26 protein-coding genes and 1 tRNA gene are annotated in these 26480 nt (G+C 70.3%); 13 read left to right on the top strand and 14 right to left on the bottom strand.

Annotated features, from left to right (window positions below; genetic code table 11):
• Positions 1-65: 65 nt before the first annotated feature.
• The 4 genes from ACN6LB_RS06040 to ACN6LB_RS06055 all read right to left on the bottom strand — a co-directional run bounded on the left by ACN6LB_RS06040 (position 66) and on the right by ACN6LB_RS06055 (position 3816).
• Positions 66-314, bottom strand: a complete 249-nt coding sequence (locus ACN6LB_RS06040) for a hypothetical protein (RefSeq protein ID WP_356133177.1) — start codon at positions 312-314, stop codon at positions 66-68.
• An 81-nt stretch (positions 315-395) separates the two neighbouring features.
• Positions 396-1286: an SDR family oxidoreductase gene (locus ACN6LB_RS06045; protein ID WP_445024866.1), complete on the bottom strand. Its 891-nt coding sequence runs from the start codon at positions 1284-1286 to the stop codon at positions 396-398.
• Complete coding sequence (locus ACN6LB_RS06050) at positions 1283-2281, bottom strand: alpha/beta fold hydrolase (protein WP_445024867.1); 999 nt, start codon at positions 2279-2281, stop codon at positions 1283-1285. The genes ACN6LB_RS06045 and ACN6LB_RS06050 overlap by 4 nt, the downstream gene beginning before the upstream one ends.
• Complete coding sequence (locus tag ACN6LB_RS06055) at positions 2278-3816, bottom strand: flavin-containing monooxygenase (protein ID WP_445024868.1); 1539 nt, start codon at positions 3814-3816, stop codon at positions 2278-2280. Before ACN6LB_RS06055 ends, ACN6LB_RS06050 begins: the two co-directional genes overlap by 4 nt.
• Positions 3817-3979: 163 nt before the next feature.
• Between ACN6LB_RS06055 and ACN6LB_RS06060 the strand changes: the two genes are divergently transcribed.
• Positions 3980-4609, top strand: a complete 630-nt coding sequence (locus ACN6LB_RS06060) for a MerR family transcriptional regulator (RefSeq protein WP_356133367.1) — start codon at positions 3980-3982, stop codon at positions 4607-4609.
• 28 nt (positions 4610-4637) lie between these two features.
• Here the strand turns inward: ACN6LB_RS06060 and ACN6LB_RS06065 are convergent, their stop codons facing one another.
• On the bottom strand, positions 4638-5435 hold the full coding sequence (locus ACN6LB_RS06065; RefSeq protein WP_445024869.1) for an exodeoxyribonuclease III: 798 nt from the start codon (positions 5433-5435) through the stop codon (positions 4638-4640).
• Positions 5436-5493: 58 nt separating this feature from the next.
• On the opposite strand from ACN6LB_RS06065, the gene ACN6LB_RS06070 reads away from it, so the two are divergent.
• Positions 5494-5970, top strand: a complete 477-nt coding sequence (locus ACN6LB_RS06070) for a GNAT family N-acetyltransferase (RefSeq protein WP_445024870.1) — start codon at positions 5494-5496, stop codon at positions 5968-5970.
• A gap of 105 nt (positions 5971-6075) precedes the next feature.
• Here the strand turns inward: ACN6LB_RS06070 and ACN6LB_RS06075 are convergent.
• The 7 genes from ACN6LB_RS06075 to galU all read right to left on the bottom strand — a co-directional run bounded on the left by ACN6LB_RS06075 (position 6076) and on the right by galU (position 11657).
• Positions 6076-6149 (bottom strand) — tRNA-Ala (locus ACN6LB_RS06075).
• Between the two features lie 86 nt (positions 6150-6235).
• A complete protein-coding gene (gene sepX / locus ACN6LB_RS06080; RefSeq protein ID WP_445024871.1) occupies positions 6236-7504 on the bottom strand; it encodes a divisome protein SepX/GlpR in 1269 nt (422 codons plus the stop codon).
• A 215-nt stretch (positions 7505-7719) separates the two neighbouring features.
• Positions 7720-8337 (bottom strand): GNAT family N-acetyltransferase, encoded by a 618-nt coding sequence (locus ACN6LB_RS06085; RefSeq protein WP_445024872.1) that lies wholly within the window; start codon positions 8335-8337, stop codon positions 7720-7722.
• Between the two features lie 26 nt (positions 8338-8363).
• Positions 8364-8870: a MogA/MoaB family molybdenum cofactor biosynthesis protein gene (locus ACN6LB_RS06090; RefSeq protein ID WP_356133229.1), complete on the bottom strand. Its 507-nt coding sequence runs from the start codon at positions 8868-8870 to the stop codon at positions 8364-8366.
• A complete protein-coding gene (gene moaC, locus ACN6LB_RS06095; protein WP_356133231.1) occupies positions 8867-9343 on the bottom strand; it encodes a cyclic pyranopterin monophosphate synthase MoaC in 477 nt (158 codons plus the stop codon). Before moaC ends, ACN6LB_RS06090 begins: the two co-directional genes overlap by 4 nt.
• An 83-nt stretch (positions 9344-9426) precedes the next feature.
• Positions 9427-10749 (bottom strand): molybdotransferase-like divisome protein Glp, encoded by a 1323-nt coding sequence (gene glp, locus ACN6LB_RS06100; protein ID WP_445024873.1) that lies wholly within the window; start codon positions 10747-10749, stop codon positions 9427-9429.
• Positions 10750-10754: 5 nt separating this feature from the next.
• Positions 10755-11657, bottom strand: coding sequence for a UTP--glucose-1-phosphate uridylyltransferase GalU (gene galU, locus ACN6LB_RS06105; protein ID WP_445024874.1), 903 nt, complete (start codon positions 11655-11657; stop codon positions 10755-10757).
• Positions 11658-11790: 133 nt separating this feature from the next.
• Here galU and ACN6LB_RS06110 point away from each other — a divergent pair, with 133 nt between their 5' ends.
• Positions 11791-12366, top strand: a complete 576-nt coding sequence (locus ACN6LB_RS06110; protein ID WP_445024875.1) for a 5-formyltetrahydrofolate cyclo-ligase — start codon at positions 11791-11793, stop codon at positions 12364-12366.
• An 87-nt stretch (positions 12367-12453) separates the two neighbouring features.
• Here the strand turns inward: ACN6LB_RS06110 and ACN6LB_RS06115 are convergent, their stop codons facing one another.
• Positions 12454-15213 carry a penicillin acylase family protein gene (locus ACN6LB_RS06115; RefSeq protein WP_445024876.1) on the bottom strand — a complete coding sequence of 920 codons (2760 nt, stop codon included), beginning with the start codon at positions 15211-15213 and terminating at the stop codon, positions 12454-12456.
• A gap of 211 nt (positions 15214-15424) precedes the next feature.
• Between ACN6LB_RS06115 and ACN6LB_RS06120 the strand changes: the two genes are divergently transcribed.
• The 6 genes from ACN6LB_RS06120 to ACN6LB_RS06145 all read left to right on the top strand — a co-directional run bounded on the left by ACN6LB_RS06120 (position 15425) and on the right by ACN6LB_RS06145 (position 21353).
• Positions 15425-16924 carry a potassium/proton antiporter gene (locus ACN6LB_RS06120; RefSeq protein WP_445024975.1) on the top strand — a complete coding sequence of 500 codons (1500 nt, stop codon included), beginning with the start codon at positions 15425-15427 and terminating at the stop codon, positions 16922-16924.
• Between the two features lie 260 nt (positions 16925-17184).
• A complete protein-coding gene (locus ACN6LB_RS06125) occupies positions 17185-18483 on the top strand; it encodes an MFS transporter (protein ID WP_445024877.1) in 1299 nt (432 codons plus the stop codon).
• Positions 18484-18689: 206 nt separating this feature from the next.
• Positions 18690-19025: an FmdB family zinc ribbon protein gene (locus ACN6LB_RS06130; RefSeq protein ID WP_445024878.1), complete on the top strand. Its 336-nt coding sequence runs from the start codon at positions 18690-18692 to the stop codon at positions 19023-19025.
• A gap of 78 nt (positions 19026-19103) precedes the next feature.
• Positions 19104-19982 (top strand): S-methyl-5'-thioadenosine phosphorylase, encoded by an 879-nt coding sequence (locus ACN6LB_RS06135; RefSeq protein ID WP_445024879.1) that lies wholly within the window; start codon positions 19104-19106, stop codon positions 19980-19982.
• Between the two features lie 165 nt (positions 19983-20147).
• Positions 20148-20747 (top strand): hypothetical protein, encoded by a 600-nt coding sequence (locus ACN6LB_RS06140; RefSeq protein ID WP_445024880.1) that lies wholly within the window; start codon positions 20148-20150, stop codon positions 20745-20747.
• Positions 20748-20876: 129 nt separating this feature from the next.
• Positions 20877-21353 carry an MscL family protein gene (locus ACN6LB_RS06145; protein WP_445024881.1) on the top strand — a complete coding sequence of 159 codons (477 nt, stop codon included), beginning with the start codon at positions 20877-20879 and terminating at the stop codon, positions 21351-21353.
• A gap of 79 nt (positions 21354-21432) precedes the next feature.
• Here ACN6LB_RS06145 and ACN6LB_RS06150 read toward each other — a convergent pair whose 3' ends face one another.
• Positions 21433-21615: a hypothetical protein gene (locus tag ACN6LB_RS06150; protein WP_356133257.1), complete on the bottom strand. Its 183-nt coding sequence runs from the start codon at positions 21613-21615 to the stop codon at positions 21433-21435.
• Between the two features lie 259 nt (positions 21616-21874).
• Here ACN6LB_RS06150 and ACN6LB_RS06155 point away from each other — a divergent pair, with 259 nt between their 5' ends.
• From ACN6LB_RS06155 to ACN6LB_RS06170, 4 genes are all read left to right on the top strand, one after another.
• Positions 21875-23095: a low temperature requirement protein A gene (locus ACN6LB_RS06155; protein ID WP_445024882.1), complete on the top strand. Its 1221-nt coding sequence runs from the start codon at positions 21875-21877 to the stop codon at positions 23093-23095.
• A gap of 18 nt (positions 23096-23113) precedes the next feature.
• Positions 23114-24190 (top strand): P1 family peptidase, encoded by a 1077-nt coding sequence (locus ACN6LB_RS06160; RefSeq protein ID WP_445024883.1) that lies wholly within the window; start codon positions 23114-23116, stop codon positions 24188-24190.
• A 138-nt stretch (positions 24191-24328) separates the two neighbouring features.
• Complete coding sequence (locus ACN6LB_RS06165; RefSeq protein ID WP_445024884.1) at positions 24329-25546, top strand: L,D-transpeptidase; 1218 nt, start codon at positions 24329-24331, stop codon at positions 25544-25546.
• 157 nt (positions 25547-25703) lie between these two features.
• The gene (locus ACN6LB_RS06170; RefSeq protein WP_356133265.1) at positions 25704-26450 is read left to right on the top strand and encodes a DUF6227 family protein; all 747 of its coding nucleotides are present in this window, start codon (positions 25704-25706) and stop codon (positions 26448-26450) included.
• Positions 26451-26480 lie beyond the last annotated feature (30 nt).

Here is a 26480-nt window from a genome sequence, read left to right on the forward strand (position 1 = left end):
ACAGCGGAATGGGGCGCCCTCTTCAAGAAGAGGGCGCCCCAAACACAGCTCAGCCAAGTGCAACGTTAAACGTCGTAGTCCTGGTCGAACCGGTCCTGCTCGTCCTGCATGGCGCGCTGCGTGTCCTGGTCACCGCGGTCACGCTGCTGACCTCGGTCACGCTGCTGCTGCTGGCCACGCTGCTGGCCGCGCTGCGCTTCGTCACGCATCGGCTGCGAGCGCTCGCTCGCCTCGTCCTGGCCTTGGCCCTGCTTCTGCTTGGCCTTGTCGCGCATCTGCTCGGCCTTGTCCTGGAACTGGTCCTTCATACCCATGGAAGTTCACTCCCGTTTGCGGGTGAGGGGATTGGGCTCGACCAGACTGACACGGGCGAACAAAGCGCGCATTTCGACCAGTTACTCACCGTGAGAAAGAGCGCCGCGCTCCCCCTCGTCCGCCGCCCCACCAGCGCCGACGAGCCCCTTGGGGACGGTGCCGAGACGGGGCTCGAACCGCCGCATCTCCCGCTGCCCCACCGCCCCGATGAGCCCCGGCAGATACCCCCGGACGCCCTGCATCCCGCGCAGCCACCACTGCGCGTACACATGGCTCGACCGCCGCTCGATCCCGGCGACGATACGGTCGACGGCCGGGCCCAGCGGATACGTCTTGTTGGACGGCCACGGCAGCCGCTGCCGCAGCTCGCGCATCACGTCGTCCTGGTCGGCCCCGCGCACCATGTCGGTGTCGGTCCAGGACAGATAGCCGACCCCGACGCGTACGCCCTTGTAGCCGACCTCGGCGCGCAGGCTGTGCGCGAACGCCTCCACACCGGACTTGGACGCGCAGTACGCCGTCATCATGGGGGCCGGGGTGATGGCGGCGAGCGAGGCGATCTGCAGCAGATAGCCGCGGCTCTCCATCAGGACGGGCAGGAAGGCCCGCGCGGTCACCGCCGAGCCGATCAGGTTGACCTCGACGACCCGGCGCCAGGCGGCCGGATCGGAGTCGGCGAACGGACCGCCGCTCGCGACCCCGGCGTTCGCGACGACGATGTCCACCTTCCCGAACCGCTGCTTGACCTCCTCCGCGACCCGGGCCATCGCCTCGTGGTCGGTCACGTCGGCGTGCCAGTAGTGGCTGTCACTGTGCAGCCGCTGCGAGACCTGCTTGAGCTCGTCCGGCTCCAGACCGACGAGCGCGATCCTCGCGCCGCGCGCGGAGAGCTTGCGCGCAAGGAGCTCGCCGACACCTCGCGCGGCCCCCGTGACGACCGCGACCTGTCCTTCCAGGCTGACCTTGCTCATGCGCCCTCCCTCATCTCCGCGCTGTCCACGACCTCTGCGCTCTCCACGACCTCCGCAGCCTCTGTGACCACCGCGAGCTCCGCGTCCTCGGCACTCACGAGATACGTGGCCACGAGTTCCCGGATGCGTGAGCCGACCAGCTCCGGCGCCTCCACGGGCGTCATGTGCCCGACCCCGGTGAGCTCGGTGCTGCCGACGCAGTTCGGCAGCGCGGCGACGAGTGCCCGCGCGTGCACCACGGGGGTCAGCCGGTCCGCCGTGCCCGCGACCACGGCCGTCGGCACCTTCAGCTCCCGTACACCGTGATCCAGGTCGATCAGCTCAAGGACCCGTGACCAGGCGTGCCGCACCGCGCGCGGACATGCGTGCACCACCCGGGCGCACGCCTCCACCATCACCGGCGACGAACCGGGGCCCATGGTCGCGTACTTGAGGATCCGCCGGGCCACGGGCGTGACGGGCCCGAGCGGCGCCCGCGAGCCGAGGACCTTCCCGGTGAGCCACGTCCGCGCCCGGCCGGCGCCCATCGGCACCACCAGCGCCTCGGCGACCAGCTTCGAGCTGCCCGTGCTGCACAGCAGCGCGGCCGCCGCGTGCTCCCGGAAACGGGGCCGCGCGGAGGCGGCCATCAGCGTCATCCCGCCCATGGAGTGCCCCACGAGCACGGCCTTCTCGCCGGGTGCGAGCGTGGCCGCGAGCACCGCCTCCAGGTCGTCGGCCAGCGCGTCGGTGGTGCACGCGGGGCTCGCGGGACTGCGCCCGTGCCCCCTCTGGTCGTACGCGATCACCCGGTGATCGACGGCGAGGTCCCTGATCTGCGCCGCCCAGAAGGCGGTCGAGCAGGTCCACCCGTGTGCGAGGACCACAGCGGGCGCATGCTCGCTCCCGTGCACCTCGACGTGCAGCCGCGCGCCGTCCGCGGAGACCGCGGTCAGCTCGCGCTCCGCCGCGGGCGGCGCGTACGGCCCCTGCGTCACATGCGTCAGTCGGCTCATGCTCCGGCCTCCACCTTCTTCTTGCGGGCGTTCCTGGCGGGGGCCGCGCCCGGAGCCAGGGGCTCGGGCGTGCGCAGCACCTCGTACTCCGCGAGGTCGACGCGCCGTGTGGCGCCCCGGAACTCGGTCGTCGTGCCCGGCCAGATGGTGGTGTTGCGCCCGCTCGCGTCGAGATACCAGCTCGTGCAGCCGCCGGTGTTCCACACCGTGCGCTCCATGCGCTTCTGCACGCGCTGGTTCCAGGCGTGCACGGCGCTCGGCCGCGGGTCGAGCGCCACCCGGCCGCCCAGGACGTCGAGCTGCCGCATGTAGTCGGCCAGGTAGTTCAGCTGGGACTCGATCATCAGGATCATGGAGGAGTTCCCGAGGCCCGTGTTGGGTCCGATGATCGTCATCCAGTTGGGGAAGCCGGCCGCGGTGGCGCCGCGCAGCGACTTCATGCCCTCCTGCCAGGTCTCCGTCAGGGTCCTGCCGTCCGCCCCGACGACCCGTTCGGCGATCGGCATGTCGGTGACATGGAAGCCCGTACCGAAGATGATCGCGTCGACCTCGGTCTCGGTGCGGTCGGCGGCGACGAGTGTGGAGCCGCGGATCTCGCTGAGCCCACTGGCGACCACGTCCACGTTGGGCTGGGTGAGCGCGGGGTAGTAGGTGTTGGACAGCAGGATGCGCTTGCAGCCGATGCGGTAGTCGGGGGTGAGCCTGGCACGCAGCTCCGGGTCCTTGACGGCGCGGGCGATGTTCCGTTTGGCCAGCCGCTCGACCATGCCCAGTTCGTCGGGCCGCTTGGTGAACGCCTGGACCTGCAGTTCCCGGATGCCCCACAGGAGGCCGCGCCGCGCGTGCGTGGTGAAGGGCAGCTGCCGGTGCAGCCACCGCTCGGCGCCGCTGATGGCCCGGTCGACGCGCGGCATCACCCATGGCGGGGTGCGCTGGAAGAGGGTGAGCCGGGAGACCTCCGGCTGGATGGACGGCACGATCTGGATCGCGGACGCGCCGGTGCCGATCATGGCGACCCGCTTGCCGCGCAGGTCGTAGTCGTGGTCCCAGCGGGCCGAGTGGAAGACCTTGCCGGGGAAGGAGTCGATCCCCGCGACGTCCGGGAGCTTCGGATCGGAGAGCGGCCCGGTGGCGGAGACGACGACATCGGCGGTGAGGGTCCCGCTGCTGGTCTCGATCACCCATCGCAGGTGTTCCGCGTCCCAGGTCATCATCTTCACTTCGCAGTCGAAGCGGATGTGCGACCGCAGCCGGAACACATCGGCGACGTGCTCCAGGTACTCCCGGATGTGCTCCTGCCCGGAGAAGGTGCGCGGCCAGTCCGGGTTGGGCGCGAACGAGAACGAGTAGAGATGCGACGGCACATCGCACGCGCACCCGGGATAACTGTTGTCCCGCCAGGTGCCGCCCACGCTGCCGGCCCGTTCCAGCACGACGAAGTCGGTGACACCTTCGCGGCGCAGCCGCACGGCGGCCCCCAGCCCCCCGAACCCGGACCCGACCACCGCCACCCGCACATGCTCGTGCTCGGCCATCCCGACGCCTCCCTAACCGCCCGACTCTGCCAGTGAACACTGGCACAATGGGGAGAGTAGAGGAACCTTGTACTCACGGGTAGGGGTAGCGGCCGGGAAAGTTACCCGGGGTACGACATAGGGTGCGCAAGTGGCTGAGGGATCGGAAAAACGCGAGTACCGCATGGAGGAGCTGGCCAAGGAGGCGGGCATAACAGTCCGCACCCTGCGCTTCTACCGGGAGCGCGGCCTGCTCCCGCCACCCCGCAGAGAGGGCCGGATCGCCTGGTACGACCACCACCACCTGGCCCGGCTGCGCACCGTCGCCGCCCTCCTGGAGCGCGGCCACACCCTCTCGGGCATCGCCGACCTCACCGCCGCCTTCGAGTCCGGCCGGGACGCCGGCGAGGCCCTGGGCCTGGCCCGGCCCAGCGAGGAGAGTCCCGTCCACCTCACCCCGGAGGCCCTGGCCGACCACTTCGCGGGCGAGGTGACCCCGGAGAACCTGGCCGCCGCCCTGGACCTCGGCTATCTCGCGGTGGACGGCGACGAGATCATCCACATCAGCCGCCGGCTGCTCGACGTCTCCTCGGCGCTGGTCCGCGCGGGCGTCCCGCTCGCCGCCGTCATGGCCGCCGGCCGCGAGGTCCGCGTGCACGCCGACGCCATGGCCGAACTCTTCGCCACCCTGCTGCACACCCACGCCCCCGAACGGGACCCGGCCGAGCTGCGCCCGCTCGCCAAAGCGGTGGTCGACGCCGAACTCTCGCTGGCACTGGACCGCCGCCTGGCCGCGGAGGAGAACGGCTCCTGACGGCGGCTCCCGCTTCCGTCCGGGGTTCCTACAGGTCGTAGACCACCGTCACCGGCGCGTGGTCCGACCAGCGCTCGCCATGCGTGGCCGCCCGCTCCACGAACCCCTTGACGGCCTTGCCGGCGAGTCCGGGCGTCGCCACGTGGTAGTCGATGCGCCATCCGGCGTCGTTGTCGAAGGCCCGCCCCCGGTAGGACCACCACGAGTACGGCCCCTCGACATCGGGATGCAGGGCGCGCACGACATCGACGTACCCGCCCTCCTGGAACACGCTCCCGAGCCACTCCCGCTCCTCGGGCAGGAACCCGGCGTTCTTCTTGTTGGACTTCCAGTTCTTGAGGTCGGCCTCCTGGTGGGCGATGTTCCAGTCGCCGCACACCACGACCTCGCGCCCGTCGGCGGCCGCCCGCTCCCGCAGCCCCTTCAGATAGCCGAGGAACTCCCCCATGAACCGGACCTTCTCGTCCTGCCGCTCGGTCCCGACCTCACCGGAGGGCAGGTAGAGGCTGGCGACGGTGACGCCGGGCAGGTCGGCCTCGACATAGCGCCCGCTGGAGTCGAACTCCGCCGACCCGAAGCCGACCTGGACGCGGTCGGGCTCGCGCCGGGTATAGAGGGAGACACCGGCCCGCCCCTTGGCGGCGGCGGGCGCGTGGACGACGTGCCACCCCTCGGGCGCCCGCACGTCCTCGGTCAGCTGCCCGGGTTCGGCCCGCACCTCCTGCAGGCACAGCACGTCCGCGGAGGTCTCGGCGAGCCACTCCACGAAGCCCTTCCTGGCGGCGGCCCGGAGCCCGTTCACATTCACAGAGGTAACAGTCAGCACCCGGGCACGATACTTAATCCATCGACCCATCCCGACGCATAGAAGTACGATGCCACGCATGAATATCCGTCCGGTCCCCTTCGACCATCCCGACGCCGTCAAGCTCAACGACGAGGTGCAGCTCGAATACGCCGAGCGCTACGGCGACGAGGGCGACGCCACCCCGCTGGACGCGTCGATGTTCGAGCCACCGCTCGGCCGGTATCTCATCGCCTACGACGGGCAGGACCTTCCCGTGGCGACGGGCGGCTGGCGCACCCAGGACGAGAACGACGAGGGGTACTCGGACGGCGACGCGGAACTCAAGCGCATGTACGTCATCCCGGGCGCCCGCGGCCTCGGCGTCGCCCGCCGCATCCTCGCGGCCCTGGAGCTGGACGCCCGCACGGCGGGCCGCAGCCGCATGGTCCTGGAGACCGGCACCAAGCAGCCCGAGGCGATAGCCCTCTACATATCGAGCGGCTACGAACCCTGCACCAAGTTCGGCCACTACCGCTTCCACGACGAGAGCCGCTGCTTCGCCAAGCCGCTGTAGAGCGCTGCTGCTCACTGCAGGAAACGGGCGGCCTTGCGGCCGCCCGTTTCCACACGCACATGCAAGAACCCCGCCGGACGAATCCGGCGGGGTTCTCAATTGCGGTGGACCTGTGGGGATTTGAACCCCAGACCCCCTCGATGCGAACGAGGTGCGCTACCAGACTGCGCCACAGGCCCTTGCAACGAGTGAAACTCTAGCATCCTCATCCGGGTGCTTGGAAATCCGTTCCTGGCTGGTCAGCCGTGGGCCGGCGGAGGCGATGTCACTCGTTGGCCGCGCGCGGCCGGTCCCCGTCCTCGTACTGGTCGAACAGGGGCGTGCGGCCGCGCTCGCGGGCGCGCCGGGCGGACGCGGCGCGGCGGGCGTCGCTCCTGCCGTCGCAGTCGGCGTCGTCCGACTGGTCCTCGTCCGCGGGCTCGGCCTCCGGCGCGCTCTGCGCACCGGAGGCGCTCGGCTCGGCGGCGCTCGACCGCGCGGAGCTCCAGGCGTCGGGAGCCCCCAGGTCGACGCTGGACGTGGCCCGGGGCGCGACCGGCGCGGTCACGTACGTCGGCAACGGAACCGGCACCGGGTCCCAGCTCTCTCCGTGGCCGGGGCCCCGCTGGCGCTCGCGCTGCTGGTCGACCCACTCGGCGTGGTCGGTCTGCTCGACGAGGGCGCGGCGGTCGGCCGCCAGTGCCAGCAGCCCGGGGTCGGTTTCGCTCTCTGGTCCGTCCTCCGGCTCGTCGCCGCCGGGGTCGACGGGCGGCCGACGGCGCGGCTGACGCTCCCGCAGCCGCTGGGCCGCGACCTCGGCGCGGCGGCGGTCCATGACGTAGGTGAAGCGCCGGTGCTCCTGGGCGCGCAGGTACACGATGTACGCGCTGAGCAGCACCGCGGGTACGCCGGGCGCCCACAGGAACGCGAGCCCGCCGACGGCCGCGACGATCGCGCCGAGCGTGAAGGCGAGGAAGAGCATGACGGTCGTACGCCGCCGGCGTGCGAGCACCTTCGTGCGCCGGGCGCGGGCTGCGGCCTCCGCGGAGGCGGCGCGGCGCGCCGCCGAGGGCTGCCGGGGCGCGGACTTGGCCGTGGGCTTGGGAGACTGCTTGGGAGACTGCTTGGCCGACTGCTGCGGTACGGGCCTGGCGGGCGCCTGGGACGCCTGCTTGACGCTCTGCTGGGCGCTCTGTCCGGCAGCGGCCTGCGGTGCCTGCTTCTGCGCCTGCTTCTGCTCCGGCTCGGCCCGAGACGGCAGTTGGGCCGAGACCTGCGGCCGCGCCGGAGGCATGGCGAAGGCCCGGACGTCCACCGAGTCGGTGACCGTGCCCGGTTCGGCGCTGGGCTCCCCCTCGTCGGTGGAGCGCGCCCGCAGGTCCTTGGCGTACCGGCGCTCCATTCCCGCCCGTCCGGACAGCAGCCGGATGGCGGTGCTGAAGCGTTCCGTCGGACGGGCTTCGTTCAGCTCGTCCTGCCTACGGAGCCACATCGGCACCAAGTAGGCGGCCCAGGCCCCGACGATGACTGCGTAGATGAGGCCGCTGCTGCTCACGCCTCACACGGTAGAGGGGTTTGCGTGAGGCCATCTGCCAATTGGGCCGGTGTGTCGCACGATCTGGCTGATATTTCGAGCTTTTTTTGTGACCGATGCGATCAGCAGGCCGCCGGGAGCGTGAATTTAATGCCCTCAGGTGATCGCCGGGCGATCAATTTCGAACATGTATTTCATTTATGCCACGCCGTCCGACCCACCCCGCTCACCGGCACTTACGCCGTGTTCCTCGGAGTGTTCCGCGGCGACTTCTGTGAGCGTGCCCGCCGCCAGCGGGCGAGCAACCCCTCCGGCACCTCTTCGGCGGTGAGCGCGAAGACGAGATGGTCGCGCCAGGCCCCGTCGATGTGGAGATAACGTGGCCGCAGGCCTTCCTCACGGAATCCGAGTTTCTCCACGACCCGGCGGCTGGGCCCGTTCTCCGGGCGAATGCAGACCTCGATGCGGTGCAGTCCGACGGTGCGGAAGCAGTGGTCGGTCACCAGCGCCACGGCGGTCGGCATCACTCCGCGGCCCGCCACCCCCTGGTCCACCCAGTAGCCGATGTGCCCTGAGCACATCGATCCCCAGGTGATCCCTGCGACGGTCAACTGCCCGACGAGCTGCCCCTGGTACTCGATCACGAAGGGCAGCATCCGGCCCGCGTTGGCCTCGGCGCGCAGATGCCGGACCATCTGCCGATAGGTCGGCCGGTGCGCGATCGGACCGCTGGGCGTGGGCGGCGGGATCGTCGCCTCCCACGGGCGCAGCCAGTCCCGGTTGCGCCGGTTGACCTCGCGCCAGGCCCGCTGGTCGCGCAGCTTTATGGGCCGGAGGACCACATCGCCGTCCACCAGCTCGACGGGCCAGGATGGGGTGTTCAGTTCGCACCCCCGCCGGGTCTGGGGTGGTCGCCGCCGCGGATCTGGTCGACGGCGTGGATCAGCAGGGGCTCCAGGACGGCCAGGCCGTCCCGTACTCCGCCGGTGGAACCCGGCAGGTTGACGATCAGCGTCGCTCCCGCGACTCCGGCGAGCCCGCGGGACAACGCCGCCGTCGGCACCTTCTCCCTGCCGAACGCCCTGATGGCCTCCGGGATGCCCGGGACCTCGTGGTCGAGGACGCGCCGGGTGGCCTCGGGGGTCCTGTCGGTGGGCGAGATCCCCGTACCGCCGGTGGTCACGATGACGTCGTACCCGGCGTCCACGCCCGCGCGCAGCGCGGCCTCGACGGGATCGCCGTCGGGGACGACCTGCGGCCCCTCGACCGTGAAGCCGAACGCCGCCAGCCCCTGCGCGATCAGCGGTCCGCCCCTGTCCTCGTAGACGCCCGCGGCGGCCCGGTTGGAGGCGGTGACCACCAGGGCGCGGTACGGCCCGGCGGTCATGCCCGGCTCCAGTCGCCCGACTTGCCGCCCGTCTTCTCCTCCACCCGCACGTCCGTGATGACCGCTCCCTTGTCGACCGCCTTGACCATGTCGATCACGGTGAGGGCCGCCACGCTGACCGCGGTGAGGGCCTCCATCTCGACACCCGTGCGGTCGGTGGTCTTCACGGTGGCGCGGATCTCGACGGCGTCGTCCGCGACCGACAGATCAATCTTGACACCTGACACCGACAACGGGTGGCAGAGCGGGATCAGGTCCGGCGTGCGCTTGGCACCCATGATCCCCGCGATGCGCGCGGTGGCGAGGGCGTCTCCCTTGGGAACCCCCTCGCCGCGCAGCAGCTCGACCACCCGGGGCGAGACCAGGACACGGCCGCTGGCGCGGGCGGTGCGCGCGGTCACGTCCTTCCCGGATACGTCGACCATACGGGCGGCGCCCGCGTCGTCGATGTGTGTCAGTCGGTCCGTACTCATCTGTTGTGGCGCTCCCGGTCCGGGCCCGTCGCGGTGCGGCGCGTGGCCTGTGTGCGCGACACGGTACCGCCAAGTCGGGGCACTCAGCCGAGCAGGACCACCTCGACCTCGGCGCCGGGCTCGACGGAGGTGTCGTCCTCGGGGACCACGATCAGCGCGTCCGCCTGGGCCAGGGCGGCGATCAGATGGGATCCGGCGCCTCCGACCGGGGTCACCTTCCCGTCGGCGTACTTCCCCCGCAGGAATTGCCGGCGGCCACCGGGCGAGGTCAGCGCCTTGGCCGTCTCCAGGATCGCCCGGGTCGTGGGCCGGTGGACGTCCTCCAGGCCCATCAGGGTGCGGATCGCGGGGCGCACGAACAGCTCGAAGGAGACGTACGAGGAGACCGGGTTGCCCGGGAGCGCGAGCAGCGGGATGTGCTCGGGGCCGATGGAACCGAAGCCCTGGGGCTTGCCGGGCTGCATGGCGAGCTTGCGGAAGTCGATGCCGCTGCCCGGCTCGTCCTCGTCACCCACGGAGGAGAGCGCTTCCTTGACGACGTCGTACGCCCCCACGCTCACCCCGCCCGTCGTGACGAGCAGGTCGGCGCGGATGAGCTGGTCCTCGATGGTGGAACGCAGTGTCTCGGCGTCGTCGGCCACCGCGCCCACCCGGTAGGCGATGGCTCCGGCGTCACGGGCGGCCGCGCAGAGGGCGAAGCTGTTGGAGTCGTAGATCTGGCCGGGGCCCAATTCCTCGTCGGGCTGGGCCAGTTCGCTGCCGGTCGACAGGACGACCACGCGCGGGCGCGGGCGCACGCGTACCGTTCCGCGGCCGATCGCGGCGAGCAGTGCGATCTGCGGCGGGCCGAGGACGGTGCCCGCGTCGAGGGCGCGGTCGCCGGCCTTGACGTCGCTGCCCTGCGCGCGCACATGCGCGCGTGCCTCGGCCGAGCGGTGCACCTGCACCTCGCCACGGGCTCCGTCGGGGGCCGCACTGTGGGCGCGCATCCCGGAGACGGGACCACCGCCCAGTCCGCCGTCGGTCCACTCCACGGGGACGACGGCCTCGGCGCCGGGCGGCAGCGGTGCTCCGGTCATGATGCGGGCGGCCTGGCCGGGGCCCACGTGGGGCTGCTCGGCCTGGCCCGCGGCGACATCGCCGACGACCGTCAGCACCGCCGGGTACTCCTCGCTCGCGCCCGCGACATCGGCGACCCGGACCGCGTACCCGTCCATGGAGCTGTTGTCGAACGGCGGCAGGGAGACCGGCACCGTGACGTCCTCGACCAGGACGCAGCCCTGGGCGTCGAGGAGTTGCAGCTCGATGGGTTCGAGGGGGCGGACGGTCGCGAGGATGTCCTCCAGGTGTTCGGTCACCGACCAGAGGTGGTCCTGGCCGACGGCGCGGGGCGCGGCGCTGCTCAAAGTTGCTACATCTCCTCGGCTACGTAACTGCGAAGCCAGGACCGGAAGTCCGGGCCCAGGTCTTCACGTTCGCACGCGAGTCTGACAATGGCACGCAGATAGTCGCCGCGGTCACCGGTGTCATAGCGGCGGCCCTTGAAGACCACGCCGTGCACGGGGCCGCCGACCTTCTCGTCCGCGGCGAGCTGCTGCAGCGCGTCGGTGAGCTGGATCTCGCCGCCGCGGCCCGGCTCGGTCTTGCGCAGTATGTCGAAGATGTGCGGGTCGAGGACGTAGCGTCCGATGATCGCGTAGTTGCTGGGGGCGTCCGCCGGGTCCGGCTTCTCGACCAGGCCCGTCACCTTCACCAGATCACCCTCGTCGGTGGCGTCGACGGCGGCGCATCCGTAGAGGTGGATCTGCTCGGGGGCGACCTCCATGAGCGCGATGACGCTGCCGCCGTGCTGCTCCTGGACCTCGACCATGCGCGCGAGCAGCGGGTCGCGCGGGTCGATCAGGTCGTCGCCGAGGAGCACGGCGAAGGGCTCGTGGCCGACGTGCGGAGCCGCGCACAGGACGGCGTGACCGAGGCCCCTGGGGTCGCCCTGGCGCACGTAGTGCATGGTCGCGAGGTCGCTGGACTCCTGGACCTTGGCGAGCCGGCTGGCGTCGCCCTTCTTCTGAAGGGCCGACTCCAGCTCGTAGTTGCGGTCGAAGTGGTCCTCAAGGGGGCGTTTGTTGCGACCGGTGATCATCAGGACGTCGTCCAGACCCGCCGACGCGGCCTCTTCGACCACGTATTGGATCGCCGGCTTGTCGACGACCGGCAGCATCTCCTTGGGAGTGGCTTTGGTGGCCGGCAGGAACCGGGTGCCGAGGCCTGCGGCGGGGATGACAGCCTTGCTGATCCTGGGGTGCGACTCAGTCATGCCCACAACCATATCCGGTGGCTATGTGCGGAATCTGTGTCTCCGGTTAATTCGCTCTCATATGAGCATGTTTGGAAGAATACGGGAGTCACCTGTGAGCCAGCCCGGACCAGGATCAGAGCTTGACAAGGGAATGTTGCGGCGAGAGTTCCTCACGGTGAGAAGCCGGTTGACGGCGGATGACGTGCGGGAAACGGCGGCGGCGCTCGCCACCCGCGCGCTCGGGCTGCCCGAACTGGCGCAAGCGCGCACGGTGGCGGCGTACGTCTCCGTGGGGAGTGAGCCCGGCACTCTCGCGCTCCTGGACGCGCTGCGCGCGCGGGGCGCACGCGTTCTGCTCCCCGCGCTCCTGCCCGACAACGATCTGGACTGGGGCACCTACACCGGCGAGGACTCCCTCGCGCACGTCCGGCACAGCGGGAAGATGGCCCTCCTGGAACCCGTCGGCGAGCGCCTCGGCCCGGACGCCGTGCGGGACGCCGACGTCGTGCTCCTGCCAGGGCTGGCGGTGGACGCGCGCGGCATGCGCCTGGGGCGCGGCGGGGGCTCCTACGACCGCGTACTGGCCCGGCTGGAGCGCGCGGGCGCCGATCCCGCCCTCGTGGTCCTCCTGTACGACACGGAGGTCGTAGAGCACGTCCCCGAGGAAGCGCACGACCGGCCGGTGCACGCGGTGGTGACCCCCTCGGGAGTGCGCCGCTTCCGCTGAACGATCTCGCGCCCGGCAGGCGAAACGGCCCTCCACGCATGCGTGGAGGGCCGTTTTCGTCATCCGCTCTTCATCATCCGCCGGTCGTCAGGGCTTGAGCACCAGCGTGTCGCTCGTGCTCTTGTCGACCGCCTTCTTGGAGAAGGACCACGGCAGCAGTTCGCCCTTGGCCCACTTGTCCGTCTGGTCGGTGTAGTGGGCGCTGTAGGCGTGTCCGGAGGCGCCGGAGAGGTTGATCCACTTGGACTTGTCGAGGTCCCCGAGGTTGACCACCATCCGCATCGACGGCACCCAGACCACTCCGTAGCCGCCCGCCGCGTTCCAGCCGGTCGCGTTGACCGTCGCCTCGCCGCCGCTGAGCTTCCAGGGGCCGCGGTTGAGCATGTACTTGATGAAGCGGGGCCCTTCGGTACCGAGGGTCTGGTTCTTCAGGAACAGGCGGTGCAGCCGGCCCCAGCTCCAGGTGTCGATGTCCTTGCCGAGCTTGGCGGTCAGCTCCCAGCGGGCGTCCTTGAGGGCCCGCGCGAACAGCTCGTCACGGGTGTCGGCCGGCTTGTCCAGGCGCGTCTTGGGCGCCGTCCACCAGTCGTTCTTCTCGTCGTCGACGATCTTGCGGACCACCTCGAACCAGCGGTCGCCGCCGTCCGGTTGGGCCTGGTCGGCGTCGCGCTGACCGCACTCGCGGACCTTGGCGTCGTCGTCGTCCACGGGGCCCGTGGTGTCCACCGGGTCGACGTACAGGCACTGGCCCTTGACCCGCAGCTCCTTGGGCAGCTTGTTGCCGAAGGCGAGCTTGAGGATGTTGCGCCAGGTCGCGTTGAAGTACGCGGCGGCCGCCGAGTCGGCGTCCTGCGTGTAGTCCCAGCCCTCCAGGAGCTTCTGCGCCTCGCGGACGTTCTTGTCCTTGACGTCGATCTTGAGCAGCTTGGGCACCAGGAGCTTGGCGATCTCACTGCTGTTGTCCAGCTGCATCTGGCGCATGTCGTCGGTGGAGATCTTGCCGCCGCCGTCGATCTTCGACTGGATCAGGTCGGTGATCCGCTGGCTGCGCGCGCCGTAACCCCAGTCCGCGGTGAGCGTGTAGGGGTACTTGTCCTTGTCGACGACAGCCTGGTTGGCGGTCACGATGTAGCCGCGCTTCGGGTTGTACTCGTAGGGCAGTTCGGCCTGCTTGATGTAACCGGTCCACTGGTACTTGGAGTCCCAGCCCGGCGACGGGAGCGAGCCGTCGCCCTCGCCGCGCGTCGGGATCTTCCCCGGCAGCTGGTAGCCGATGTTGTCCTTGGTGTCGGCGTAGATCAGGTTCTGCGAGGGCACGTCGAAGGACGCGGAGGCCTTGCGGAACTCGCTCCAGTCGGAGGCCTTGTCCATCTCGAAGACGGCGTCCATGGAGTTGCCCGGGTCCAGCGCGGTCCAGCGCAGCGAGATGCCGTAGCCGTCGCCGCGGTCGGGCGCCGCGGTGTCGACGGTGGCCTTCTTGCCGACCTTGACCAGTTCGTCGTTGCGGTCGGACAGCAGGGGCCCGTTGTTGGTCTCCCGGACGACGATCGTCTTGGAGTCGCCGCCCGCGACCTTGATCGTCTCCTCGCGGGTCCTGAAGGGCAGCACCTTGCCGTCGTACTGGTAGCCGTTGCCGGTGAGCTTCTCCAGGTAGAGGTCGGTCACGTCGACCCCGGAGTTGGTCATGCCCCAGGCGATGTCCTGGTTGTGGCCGATGACCACACCCGGCATGCCCGCGAAGGTGTAACCGGACACGTCGTACTGGCACTTGCTGGAGATGCCCCGGCAGTGCAGGCCCATCTGGTACCAGACCGAGGGCAGCGAGGCCGACAGGTGCGGGTCGTTGGCCAGCAGCGGCTTGTTGGTGATGGTGTGCGACCCGGCGACGACCCAGGAGTTGGAGCCGATGCCGTTGCCGTTCACGCCGACGGCCGTGGGCACGTCGTCGAGCACGTCGTAGAGCCCCGACAGCTGGCTCTGCAGGTCGGCACCGGACGCCGTGGCGTTGCCCGTGAGTCCGGTACCCGCCGTGCCGGTCGAGGATGCCGTACTGGAGCTGCCCTGGACGTACGACTTGGTGACCGTGTCGTACTCGCCCTCCTGGACGATCGCCTTGTTCCGGCTGTACGGGTACTCCGGATACAGGTCGGCGATCTGCTTCGGGCCGAGGCGGCTGGTCATCAGGGACCGGTCGATCTCTTCCTGCATGTTGCCGCGCAGGTCCCAGGCCATCGCCTTGAGCCAGGCCACCGAGTCGACCGGGGTCCACTCCTTGGGCGTGTAGTCGTTGGTGAAGCCAAGGGCCGCGTACTCCAGGGAGATGTCCTCGGCGTCCTTGCCCTTCAGGTAGGCGTTGACTCCCTTGGCGTACGCCTGGAGGTACTTCTTCGTGGAGGCCGACAGCTTGGTGTCGTACTCCTTCTTCGCCACCCGGTCCCAGCCCAGCGTGCGCAGGAACTCGTCGTCCTTGACCTGGCCCTTGCCGAACATCTCGGACAGCCGGCCCGAGGTCATGTGGCGGCGTACGTCCATCTCGTAGAACCGGTCCTGCGCCTGGACGTACCCCTGCGCCATGAACAGGTCCGCGTCCGAGGCGGCGTAGATCTGCGGGATTCCGTTGCCGTCACGCTGCACGTCCACGGGTCCTGACAGACCGTCGAGCGTGAGTGAGCCCTTGGTCTGCGGGAAGGAGGCGCGCACAGTACTGATGCTCCAGTACGCACCGAAGGCGACGCCTCCGACGATGGCCAGAACCAGGACAATCAAGAACAGACGGGCTTTGCGCCCCTTCTTCCTGCCGGACTTGCCGGGCTTTTGGCCGGAAGAGGCGGTGGTGTTGGGGGGCATCGCTGTCCTTGCTGTCCTAACGCGAGCGGCAGGCGGTCCTGGAGTGCTGGAGCAACCATAGGCGCAGGGCCCACCGCACCTTGACGCGGAGTCGGTCCCTGGGCGGACGGCCGTTCGATCTTGCCCTGCGAAGTGTCAAGAAAGCGTCAAGAGTTAGGTAGGGTAACTAGACAAGGTAACTAAGTGCTCGGGTCAGAGAAGGGAAGGTCCGCTGACTGTCCACCACCTCAACCAGCTCCTGCTCGTCTGTTCGCTCGTTCTGCTCGTCGCGGTGGCGGCGGTTCGGATCTCCTCGCGCAGCGGGCTCCCCAGCCTGCTCGTCTACCTGGGCATCGGCATCGCCATGGGCCAGGACGGGCTGGGCGACGTCCACTTCAACAACGCCGAGATGACCCAGGTCATCGGATACGCGGCCCTGGTCGTGATCCTGGCCGAGGGCGGTCTCGGAACGAAGTGGAAGGAGGTCAGACCGGCGCTGCCGGCTGCCACCTCCCTGGCGCTGGTCGGAGTCGCGGTGAGCGTCGGCGTCACCGCCACGGGGGCGCACTACCTCGTCGGGCTGGAATGGCGCCAGGCACTCATCATCGGAGCGGTGGTGTCCTCCACGGACGCGGCGGCAGTCTTCTCGGTCCTGCGGAAAGTACCCCTCCCCGCGCGCGTGACGGGCGTCCTGGAGGCCGAGTCCGGCTTCAACGACGCTCCGGTGGTCATCCTGGTCGTCGCCTTCTCCGAGGTCGGTCCGGTGGAGCACTGGTATGTGCTGCTGGGCGAGATAGCCCTGGAGCTGGCCATCGGCGCGGCCCTCGGTCTCGCGGTCGGCTGGCTCGGCTCATGGGGGCTCAGACATGTGGCGCTGCCCGCCTCCGGCCTCTACCCGATCGCCGTGATGGCGATCGCGGTCACGGCCTACGCCGCCGGCGCCCTGGCACACGGCAGTGGCTTCCTCGCCGTGTACCTCGCGTCGATGGTGCTCGGCAACGCGAAACTCCCGCACTGGCCCGCCACCCGCGGCTTCGCCGAAGGGCTCGGCTGGATCGCCCAGATCGGCATGTTCGTCCTGCTCGGCCTGCTGGTCACACCGCACCAGATGGGCGACGACATCTGGCCCGCACTCCTCATAGGCCTGATCCTCACCATGGTGGCGCGACCGCTGAGCGTGCTGGTCGGCCTGCTGCCGTTCCGGCTGCCCTGGCAGGAGCAGACCCTGATGTCCTGGGCGGGCCTGCGCGGCGCCGTGCCCATCATCCTCGCGACGATCCCCATGGTCAGCGGCATCCAGGGAAGCGTGCGGATCTTCAACATCGTCTTCGTCCTGGTGGTCGTCTACACCTTCATCCAGGGGCCCACCCTGCCCTGGCTGGCCCGCAAACTGCGGCTGGGCGAGTCCACGGGGGCGGCCGACCTGGGAATCGAATCGGCGCCCCTGGAGCGGCTGCGCGGTCACCTGCTGTCCGTCGCGATCCCGAAGGGGTCGCGCATGCACGGCGTCGAGGTCCACGAGCTGCGCCTGCCCGCGGGCGCCGCCGTCACGCTCGTCGTACGCGGCGGAACGTCCTTCGTACCGCTGCCCACGACCGTGCTGCGGCGCGGCGACGAACTGCTCGTGGTGGCCACCGACCCGGTCCGGGACGCGGCGGAGAAGCGGCTGCGCGCCGTCGGCCAGGGCGGCAAACTGGCCGGCTGGCTGGGCACGGGCGACAACGGGCATTAACGGGCGATATCCCGTCGATATGCATTCGCAGGTGAGCGTCATCATGGTGCTCGTTTTCACAGGCACCGCATCGCCCGTCCCTGTAGGATGAAGGCAGACTTAGATCGAACCAACTCTGCCTGACGCAGAGCTGGCGCGACCGTATGGCGGTCGTGGCGCCCTCGCAGGGGGTGCCCGGCATCTACCGCAGTTCCGCGCAAGAGGACAGCTCTCGGCGCCCCCGCACGGGCGCGCTACCAGGCGGCAGAAAGGCACGGGCCGTGGCATCCACGGTCACCTCCGAGCCGTCGAAGACCTCGTCGGCTCCCGCCCGCCCGGGATACGGACAGCTGCTGCGCACCCGCGGCGCCTGGACGTTCCTGCTTCCCGGTTTCGCCGCACGCCAGCCGTTCGCGATGCTGACCATCTCGATCGTGCTCCTGGTGCAGCACACCACCGGTTCGTACGGCGCCGCAGGCGCCGTCGCCGCCGTCACCGGGGTCGCCATGGCCCTGTTCGCGCCCTACAGCGGCCGCCTGGCGGACCGCCACGGGCAGCGCGCCGTCCTGCTGCCGGGCGTCCTCGTACACTCCGTCTCCGGTCTCGCGCTGACCGCGCTGGCGCTCTCGGGCGCCCCCCTGTGGGCGCTGTTCGCGGCGGCCGTACCGACCGGCGCCTCGGTGCCGCAGGTCGGCCCCATGGTCCGCGCCCGCTGGGGCGTGAAGCTCCAGGGCTCACCCCTGATGACCACCGCGGCGGCCTTCGAGTCCGTCACGGACGAGCTGACCTTCGTGCTCGGCCCGCTGGTGGCGACCGCCCTGTGCACCACCGTGGACCCCTCCGCGGGCCTGCTGACCGAGTCCGCACTGACCCTGATCGGCGGACTTCTGTTCGCCGCACAGAAGAGCACCCAGCCTTCCGTCGCCCCCGCGACCCACGCGCGCGTGGAGCACGTTTCCGCGCTGCGCGTCCCCGGCATCCGCGTCCTGATCGTGACCTTCCTCGGCATCGGCTCCGTCTTCGGCGGCATGCAGGTCTCGCTCGCCGCCTTCGCCGAGTCGATCGGCGAACCCGGGCTGAACGGTGTCCTGTACGGCGTCTTCGCCGCGGGCAACATGCTCTCCGGTGTCGTCTGCGGCGCCGTCGCCTGGAAGATCGCCCCGCAGCGGCGGCTGCTCGTCGGGTACGCGGCCCTCGCGCTGACCGCCTCCGGGCTGTGGGCCGCCCACTCCGTGGTGGTGCTCGCCGGAATCGGCCTCCTGGTCGGCATGTGCATCGCTCCGGCCCTGATCACCGGCTACACGCTGGTCGAGGGCCTGGTGCCGGCGACCGCCCGCACCGAGGCCTTCACCTGGCTGACGGGCGCGGTCGCGCTCGGCCAGGCGGCGGCCGTCACGGTCGCCGGACAACTGGAGGACCGCCTCTGGGACGGTGCAGGTTTCCTGGTGCCGATGGCCGGTACGGCACTGGCTCTGGCGACCCTGGTGACCTTGCGCTCGCACCTCGCGCCGCCGCGCGCGACCAGAGTGGTCACGCGCGGCGTGGCCCATCGCGAGCCTGTCGCGATCGGTGAGATGTGACGTGTCGAATATTCCGTTTCCGCAGGAATACGTCACTGTGACTCCGCCGCAAAGCGGCTTCTCACTTGGGCACAAGGCCCTCATGACGGTCAAGCCCTGACCGCCGCCCGCGGGCAGGTGACGCACGTTACTCCATTTGCTGGCCGCACAGGTTAATATGGACGATCGTTAGCACTCACTGAGTGAGAGTGCCAGGAGGAAGACAAGTGCCGACCTACCAGTACCAGTGCACCGAGTGCGGCGAGGGCCTCGAGGCGGTGCAGAAGTTCACCGACGATGCCCTGACCGAGTGCCCCAACTGCGGTGGCCGCCTGAAGAAGGTGTTCTCGGCCGTCGGCATCGTCTTCAAGGGCTCCGGCTTCTACCGCAATGACAGCCGCGGCTCCTCGTCGAGCAGCTCGCCGGCGTCGAAGCCGTCGACGTCCGCGTCGCCGAGCTCTTCGTCGTCGACTTCCACGTCCTCGTCGAGCTCCTCGTCCTCCTCGGACGCGAAGTCGTCGGGCAGCGGCTCGTCCAGCAGCAGCAGCAGCTCCGCCGCGTAAGGCTCACTTCTTACGGGACCCTGTCGTCATACGACGACGGGGTCTTCGGCGTTCCCCGGCCCGGCTAGGGTGCGGTCCATGGCGAACACGGAGAATCCTCAGGGCCCGGCCGGGGCGAAGACGCAGGCCAGGGCCGAGATCGGTGTCATCGGCGGCTCGGGCCTCTACTCCTTCCTCGACGACGTCACCGAGATACAGGTCGACACCCCTTACGGACCGCCCAGCGACTCCCTGTTCCTCGGCGAGGTCGCCGGGCGACGGGTCGCCTTCCTCCCCCGGCACGGCCGCGGCCACCATCTGCCGCCGCACCGCATCAACTACCGGGCCAACCTGTGGGCGCTGCGCTCCGTCGGCGCCCGCCAGGTGCTCGGCCCCTGCGCGGTGGGCGGTCTGCGCCCCGACTACGGGCCGGGGACGCTGCTCGTTCCGGACCAGATGGTCGACCGTACGAAGGCACGGGCGCAGACGTACTTCGACGGGCACCCCCTGCCCGGTGGGGGCGTGCCGAACGTCGTGCACGTGTCGCTGGCCGACCCGTACTGCCCCGTCGGCCGCAAGGCCGCGCTGGAGGCCGCCCGCGGCCGGGACTGGGAGCCCGTGGACGGCGGCACGCTCGTGGTGGTGGAGGGGCCGCGCTTCTCGACCCGCGCCGAATCGCTGTGGCACCGGGCGCAGGGCTGGTCCGTGGTGGGCATGACCGGTCACCCCGAGGCGGCTCTCGCCCGTGAACTGGAGCTCTGCTACACGTCGTTGACCCTGGTCACCGACCTTGACGCGGGTGCCGAGACCGGCGAGGGCGTCTCGCACGACGAGGTGCTGAAGGTGTTCGCGGCGAACGTCGACCGGCTGCGCAGCGTGCTGTTCGACCTGGTGGCGGGGCTGCCGGCGAACGAGACGCGGGATTGTCCGTGCACCAGGGCGCTGGGCGGGATGGACCCGGGCTTCGAGCTGCCGTGACCCTCCGGCCGACCGCTCGCCACCACCGGTCGCCGGGGCGGAACTTCCCGTTCGGGTGAGGGAGTTGTCCACAACCCGCCAGTAACCCACCGGCCGCGGCGGGCTTCGCCGCAAGGCCTCATCGTGGGATCGCAAGCCGATCTCTCGTCGCAGGTGGTGGTCACCATGGCACAGCTCCCTTCCGCGGTCTCTCGCTCGGTCCCTCGCTCGGTCTCTCCTTCGGTACGCCCGCTGGGCACGGACGCTCCTCCCACGTGCGAGGTGCCGCACTTCGCCCCCGTGCGGGTGCGGGGCGGCGCGTATCTGCTGCGGCGTCTGCTGCGGCACCGGAGGCGAGCCGTGGCCGCGGGGCTCGCGGTCACGGCGGCCGCGCTGGTGGCGGCGGGCCCTCGTGACGCCGAGCGTGCACGAGGGCGTCCCGCGGCGGCACCGGCCTCCGCCTCCGCTCCTGCTTCAGCCCCTGCTTCTGTCTCCGGTTCTGTCTCCGGGCGCGAGCGGCGTGCGGTCGAGAGGGTGACGGCGCCGGTACGGATCGCCGACGCGGCCACCGTCCGGCTGCTGCGGCCGGGCGACCGGGTCGACGTGGTCGCCGCGGACAGCGGCGGTGCGGCGCGGGTGGTCGCGTCCGGTGCGCGGGTGACCGACGTGCCGGACATCGGTGCCACCGAGACGGGAGCGCTGCTCGTCCTGTCGGTCCCACGGGCCGCGGCCGCGCGGCTGGCCGGGGCGAGCGCGACCTCTCGGCTGGCGGTGACGCTGTGCTGAGCCTCCCAGGACGCACCACCGACCAGGTGTCAAGTCCCTCGTTGGAGCTACCCAATTGGACAGGCCCGGCAGACCCTGACGTAGGTTGCGGAGCTGTTTGTTCCACAACTTGTGCAGAGGGGCCTCTTGGTGAGCGAGAAGAAGCCAGGCGTCTGGGTGGGCTTCAAGACCTTCCTGACACGTGGGAACGTCGTCGATCTGGCAGTCGCCGTGGTCATCGGCGCCGCCTTCACGAATGTCGTCAACTCGGTGGTGAAGGGCATCATCAATCCACTGGTCGGCGCGTTCGGCACCAAGGATCTCGACAAGTACCGCTCGTGCCTGAAGTCGCCCTGCACGGTCGACAAGGCGACGGGTGCGGTCACGAGCGGCATCCCGATCATGTGGGGCACGGTCCTCAGCGCCACGCTCACGTTCCTGATCACCGCGGCCGTCGTCTACTTCCTGATGGTCCTGCCGATGTCCAAGTACCTGGCCCGGCAGACCGCCCGCCAGAAGGCGAAGGAGGGCACGCAGGAGATCATCGAGGTGTCCGAGCTGGAGGTCCTCAAGGAGATCCGCGACGCCCTGGTGGCGCAGCGCGGTTCGGGGCACAGCCGGGAGTAGCCGGCGCGTTGCCGCGCCTGGCACGGCACCTCGGGGCCCGGACACGGGGGTTCGGGGCCCTGGGGTGCCGGGCCCGGGCTCAGATGTGGTGGGGCGGCTTCTCGTCGAGGAAGCGCTTCAGGTCGGCCGCGCTGTCGCCGCCGGTGGTGGGCCGCTCGCCCCAGCCGTCGTCCGTGTCGTCTGAGGACTGCCGGTACAGCGGGTCGTCGAAGTCGAGCGCGTTCTTCGGGTCGCGCGGTTCGGGGGCGGGGGCGGTACTCATGCCCCCAGGGTACGCCGAGGGGCCGCCGCCCCCTGGTCCAGCTGGGGACCGGGTCGGCGCCGCACCACCGGGGGTCCCGGTCAGCGCTGCACCACCGGGGGTCCCGGCCGGCGCCGCGCCACCGGGGGTCCCGGCCGGCACCGCACCGCCGGCGCACGGGGAGCCGGTCCGCCGCATCGGCCCACGCCCGCGCCCGCCCCGTCGTCTTCGGGTGCCGAGCCGTCTCCCGGGCCCGGGAGTTTCTGATGTGCTTGGCCGTATGACGTCCACTTCCCCATCAGAAGCCGCTTCCACGCCACAGCCGGTCCCGCGCGGACCGCTGCGCACCATGACCGCACGCGGTCGGGACGAGGAACACCGGGTCGCGTCGCCGCTGGAACTCTTCTTCGACCTCTGTTTCGTGGTGGCCATCGCCCAGGCCGGTGTCCAACTGGTGCACTCCGTGGCCGAGGGGCACGCGGGTGAGGGCGTCCTCAACTACGCGATGGTCTTCTTCTCCATCTGGTGGGCGTGGATGAACTTCACGTGGTTCGCCTCCGCGTACGACAACGACGACGCGCTGTACCGGGTCGTCACCCTGGTCCAGATCGCCGGAGTCCTGGTGCTCGCCGCCGGGGTGACGCGGGCGTTCGAGGACCACGCGTTCCTGCTCGTCTGGCTCGGTTACGTGATCATGCGGTTCGCGATGATCGCGCAGTGGCTGCGGGCGTCACGCGCGGCCGAGGGCAGTGAGAGAACCACGGCGCTGCGGTATGCGGGCGGTGTGCTGCTGTGCCAGGTCGGCTGGGTGGGTTTGTTCCTGCCGGAGCCCGCCCTTCCCTGGGTGTTCCTGGTGATGGTGGCCGCCGAGCTGTGCGTCCCGCTGTACGCGGAGAAGAGCTTCACCACGTCCTGGCACCCGCACCACATCTCCGAGCGGTACGGGCTGTTCACGATCATCGTGCTGGGCGAGACGATCGCCGCCGCCACGGTCGCCGTGAAGTCGGCCATGGACGAGCAGGAGGCCCTGGGCGAGTTGCTGCCGATCGCCGCGGGCGGGCTGCTGATCGTCTTCTCCGCGTGGTGGATCTACTTCGCGGTCCCCATCCACGGTCGGCTGCGCTCCAACGGGCAGGCCTTCCTGTGGGGTTACGGCCACTACGTGATCTTCGCGTCGGCGGCGGCGATCGGTGCGGGCCTGGAGGTCGCGGTGGAGCAGGCGGTCGGCAAGGCGCACATCTCGACGCTTGCCGCGTCCGGCGCGGTGACCCTGCCGACGGCGCTGTACCTGCTGACGGTGTGGGCGTTGCATGCCCGCCACTTCAAGGTGGGCATCGCCCAGCAGCTCGTCCTTCCGGTGACCGCGCTGCTGGTCCTCGTGTGCACGTTCCTGGGCGACTGGGGAGTGCTCGCGGCCGGCATCGTGGCGGCGCTGGCGGTGGTGGCCGGGGTGACGCTGATCGGGCGGGCCCCGGAGCGGGGGGAGGCGGAGGCCGTCTAGCGAAGGAACACTGGGCGCATGACAGTTGACGCTCTGACGGATGTCGCGGGCCTGCGTGTGGGGCATGCGACACGCACCGGCGACGGTTGGCTCACCGGCAGCACGGTCGTGCTCACCCCTGAGGGGGGCGCGATCGCGGCTGTGGACGTACGTGGAGGCGGCCCCGGCACGAAGGAGACCGACGCGCTCGACCCGCGCAACCTGGTGCAGAAGGTCGAGGCGGTCGTCCTGACCGGTGGCAGCGCCTACGGGCTGGACTCGGCGTCCGGGGTGATGGCCTGGCTGGAGGAAAGGGGACGCGGGGTACGTGTGGGCCCGAGCCCGGCGCACGTCGTCCCGGTCGTGCCCGCCGCCTGCGTCTTCGACCTGGGCCGCGGCGGCGAGTTCCGGGCGAGGCCGGACGCGTCGACGGGCCGGGCCGCGGTCGAGGCCGCCGCCGCGAGCGAACCCGGTGCTCCGGTGCGGGAGGGGTGCGTGGGCGCCGGCACGGGAGCGACCGTCGGCGCGGTCAAGGGCGGGATCGGAACGGCGAGTGCCGTCCTCGACTCGGGGATCACGGTGGCGGCGCTGGTGGTGGCCAACGCGGCGGGATCGGCGGTGGATCCGCTGACGGGGGCGCTGTACGGGGAGTTGTTCCAGGGCCGTATGGCATATCCGTCGGACGAGGTCCACGAGACGGCGCGGCTGCGGCTGGCCGAGGCGGCCGCGAAGAACTCCCCTCCCCCGCTGAACACCACGCTCGCGGTCGTCGCCACCGACGCCGACCTGACGCGCGCGCAGGCGCAGAAGCTCGCGGGCACGGCGCACGACGGCATCGCGCGGGCCGTGCGGCCGGTGCATCTGCTGAACGACGGGGACACGGTGTTCGCGCTGGCCACGGGTGCTCGGCCGCTCGCCGCCGGGAATCCCCTCGCGCTGAACGAGATCCTCGCGGCGGGCGCGGACCTGGTCACGCGCGCGATCGTCCGGGCCGTGCGCGCAGCCGAGTCGGTGGACGGGCCCGGCGGGTCATGGCCCTCGTACCGGGAGCTCTACGGCAGCGAACGCGGCAGCGGACACGGCAGCGATTGCGGCAGCGGACACGGCGGCGATTAGGGACGACGGTTGGCTGATTGTCCTGGTTCTGTCACGTGATGGCGTCAGGCGCGGAGGGCGGGAACCCTTCGCGCCACGGCTCGCTCTCTCTCCACGTACTGGAGCGGATCACGCACATCACGACACTTGGAGCAGCCCGTGGCAACGCCGGACATAACAGCGCGGCGCGCACTGGGCGCCTGTGCCGCCCTGGTGGTCGGCGCCCTCACCCTGACCGCCTGCGGCGGCAATGCCAACGCCGACACCGACGGCAAGAACGGCAGGGGCGGCACCAAGACGTCGACGGCGAAGATCGCGATCTCCGCCAAGGACGGTTCGACGAGCGCGTCCATCAACGCCACCGGGGTGAAGGTCAGCGACGGGAAGCTGACCGATGTGAGGATGACGGTGGCGGAGGCGGGCACGGAGGTGGCCGGGTCGGTCTCCGGGGACGGGAAGAGCTGGAAGCCCGCGAAGCAGTTGGAGCGCGGCACCAAGTACCGGATCTCCGCGACCGCCAAGGACTCCGACGGCCGCACCTCGGCCGCCAACTCCATTTTCACGACCGTCGATTCGGCCAACAGCTTCATCGGCACGTACACGCCGGACAACGGCACCACGGTCGGCGCCGGCATGCCGGTGTCCTTCACCTTCGACAAGGCGATCAGCGCGAAGAAGGCCGTGCAGTCGCACATCACGGTCACCTCCAGCAGCGGGCAGCAGGTTGTCGGGCACTGGTTCGGGACGCAGCGGCTCGACTTCCGGCCGAAGGAGTACTGGAAGGCGGGCTCCAAGGTCACCATGAAGATCGACCTGGACGGTGTGCAGGGTGCCGGTGGCATCTACGGCGTGCAGAAGAAGACGGTCACCTTCACCGTCGGGCGCTCCCAGGTGTCCACGGTCGACGTGAAGACGCAGACCATGACGGTCGTGCGCGACGGCAGGACCCTCAAGTCGATCCCGATCTCGGCGGGCAGCGCGGAACACACCACGTACAACGGGCAGATGGTGATCTCCGAGAAGTTCCGGCAGACGCGTATGAACGGCTCGACGGTCGGTTATGGCGGCGAGTACGACATCCCGGACGTGCCGGACGCGATGCGGCTGACGACGTCGGGGACGTTCGTGCACGGCAACTACTGGTACAACCAGGGGAACCCGCCGTTCGGCCGGGAGGGCACGAGCCACGGCTGTGTCGGGCTCGCGGACGTGCAGGGGGCGCAGGGCGACACGCCCGCCCACTGGTTCTTCGACAACTCCCTCGTCGGGGACGTGGTCGTCGTGAAGAACTCCCCCGACAAGACGGTCGCGCCGGACAACGGTCTCAACGGCTGGAACATGGCGTGGAGCGCGTGGACCGCGGGAAGTGCCGTCTGACGAGGGCTTTTTGGCGCTTCGGCGGGCCGCGGGGGAACTTGCCGCGCGGCCCGCTCGTTTTCTGTGCGGACGTTTTCTCGGTTCGAGGACATGATGTCCGACCGAGGGGCTACGGTATGCACCCACGAGGTGACATGCAGCAACGCCGGGAGAAACCTTGAGCGTTCCGTACGAGACGGCAGCGTACGAACAACCCGAGTCGCCCGAGTCTCCGGAGGAGCACCTTGAGCGACTTCTCGGGCGTGCCCTGAACTCCTTCGAGCTGCCCGACGACGCGATACGGCGACTCGACTGCGCGCTGGCGCACGACAGTTCACTGCACTCCGCGCACCACAGCGCGGGGCTGCACCGCGAGACGTACCGGCACACATGGCTGCTCGTGGACGGCTCGGCGCTCACCCTGTGGGAGCTCGTTCACAACACTGCACCCGGCAGCCATCCGCAGCACGAGGTGTACGTGGACGAGGAGGAGCTGCGCGCGGCGACGGCCAGGCTGCCGCTGCCGCCGGACGCCCCCGACTTCGAACTGCCCGTGATGGTGCAGCTGTCGCCGATCCCCGAGCCCCGGCACGCCTACGTGCCCGACGACTCGGCGGATCACGCGCGCCGGCTGCTGCGGCGGGCGGAGAATCCGGACGGCCCGGGTGCGGACATCGTCGCGCTGCTGCGCACGGCGACCGCCCACCAGATCACCCAGGCCTTCGGGCGCCCGTGCCGGGCCGGTCAGGTGAGGCTCTGCTTCTCGCTGTACGAGCACGCTTTCCTGCTGCGCGACGGGCAGGAGATCTCCCTGTGGGAGGTCGAGCACACGGCGACGCCGGACAAACGGCACATGTGCGAGGTCTATCCGACGGAGGGCGCGGCGCGCGAGGCGATGGAGCGCCGGGCGGCTCAGCGCAGTTAGCCCATCACCCTGGCGAGGCTGCCGGCCCAT

The organism is Streptomyces sp. SAS_270 (assembly GCF_052543295.1).

What these genes read in the sequence shown, in the direction of transcription:
- ACN6LB_RS06040 (WP_356133177.1), bottom strand. Translation starts at nt 314, where the DNA reads ATGGGTATGAAGGACCAGTTCCAGGACAAGGCCGAGCAGATGCGCGAC.
- ACN6LB_RS06045 (WP_445024866.1), bottom strand. Translation starts at nt 1,286, where the DNA reads ATGAGCAAGGTCAGCCTGGAAGGACAGGTCGCGGTCGTCACGGGGGCC.
- ACN6LB_RS06050 (WP_445024867.1), bottom strand. Translation starts at nt 2,281, where the DNA reads ATGAGCCGACTGACGCATGTGACGCAGGGGCCGTACGCGCCGCCCGCG.
- ACN6LB_RS06055 (WP_445024868.1), bottom strand. Translation starts at nt 3,816, where the DNA reads ATGGCCGAGCACGAGCATGTGCGGGTGGCGGTGGTCGGGTCCGGGTTC.
- ACN6LB_RS06060 (WP_356133367.1), top strand. Translation starts at nt 3,980, where the DNA reads ATGGAGGAGCTGGCCAAGGAGGCGGGCATAACAGTCCGCACCCTGCGC.
- ACN6LB_RS06070 (WP_445024870.1), top strand. Translation starts at nt 5,494, where the DNA reads ATGAATATCCGTCCGGTCCCCTTCGACCATCCCGACGCCGTCAAGCTC.
- ACN6LB_RS06090 (WP_356133229.1), bottom strand. Translation starts at nt 8,870, where the DNA reads ATGACCGCCGGGCCGTACCGCGCCCTGGTGGTCACCGCCTCCAACCGG.
- moaC (WP_356133231.1), bottom strand. Translation starts at nt 9,343, where the DNA reads ATGAGTACGGACCGACTGACACACATCGACGACGCGGGCGCCGCCCGT.
- galU (WP_445024874.1), bottom strand. Translation starts at nt 11,657, where the DNA reads ATGACTGAGTCGCACCCCAGGATCAGCAAGGCTGTCATCCCCGCCGCA.
- ACN6LB_RS06110 (WP_445024875.1), top strand. Translation starts at nt 11,791, where the DNA reads ATGTTGCGGCGAGAGTTCCTCACGGTGAGAAGCCGGTTGACGGCGGAT.
- ACN6LB_RS06115 (WP_445024876.1), bottom strand. Translation starts at nt 15,213, where the DNA reads ATGCCCCCCAACACCACCGCCTCTTCCGGCCAAAAGCCCGGCAAGTCC.
- ACN6LB_RS06135 (WP_445024879.1), top strand. Translation starts at nt 19,104, where the DNA reads ATGGCGAACACGGAGAATCCTCAGGGCCCGGCCGGGGCGAAGACGCAG.
- ACN6LB_RS06140 (WP_445024880.1), top strand. Translation starts at nt 20,148, where the DNA reads ATGGCACAGCTCCCTTCCGCGGTCTCTCGCTCGGTCCCTCGCTCGGTC.
- ACN6LB_RS06150 (WP_356133257.1), bottom strand. Translation starts at nt 21,615, where the DNA reads ATGAGTACCGCCCCCGCCCCCGAACCGCGCGACCCGAAGAACGCGCTC.
- ACN6LB_RS06155 (WP_445024882.1), top strand. Translation starts at nt 21,875, where the DNA reads ATGACGTCCACTTCCCCATCAGAAGCCGCTTCCACGCCACAGCCGGTC.
- ACN6LB_RS06160 (WP_445024883.1), top strand. Translation starts at nt 23,114, where the DNA reads ATGACAGTTGACGCTCTGACGGATGTCGCGGGCCTGCGTGTGGGGCAT.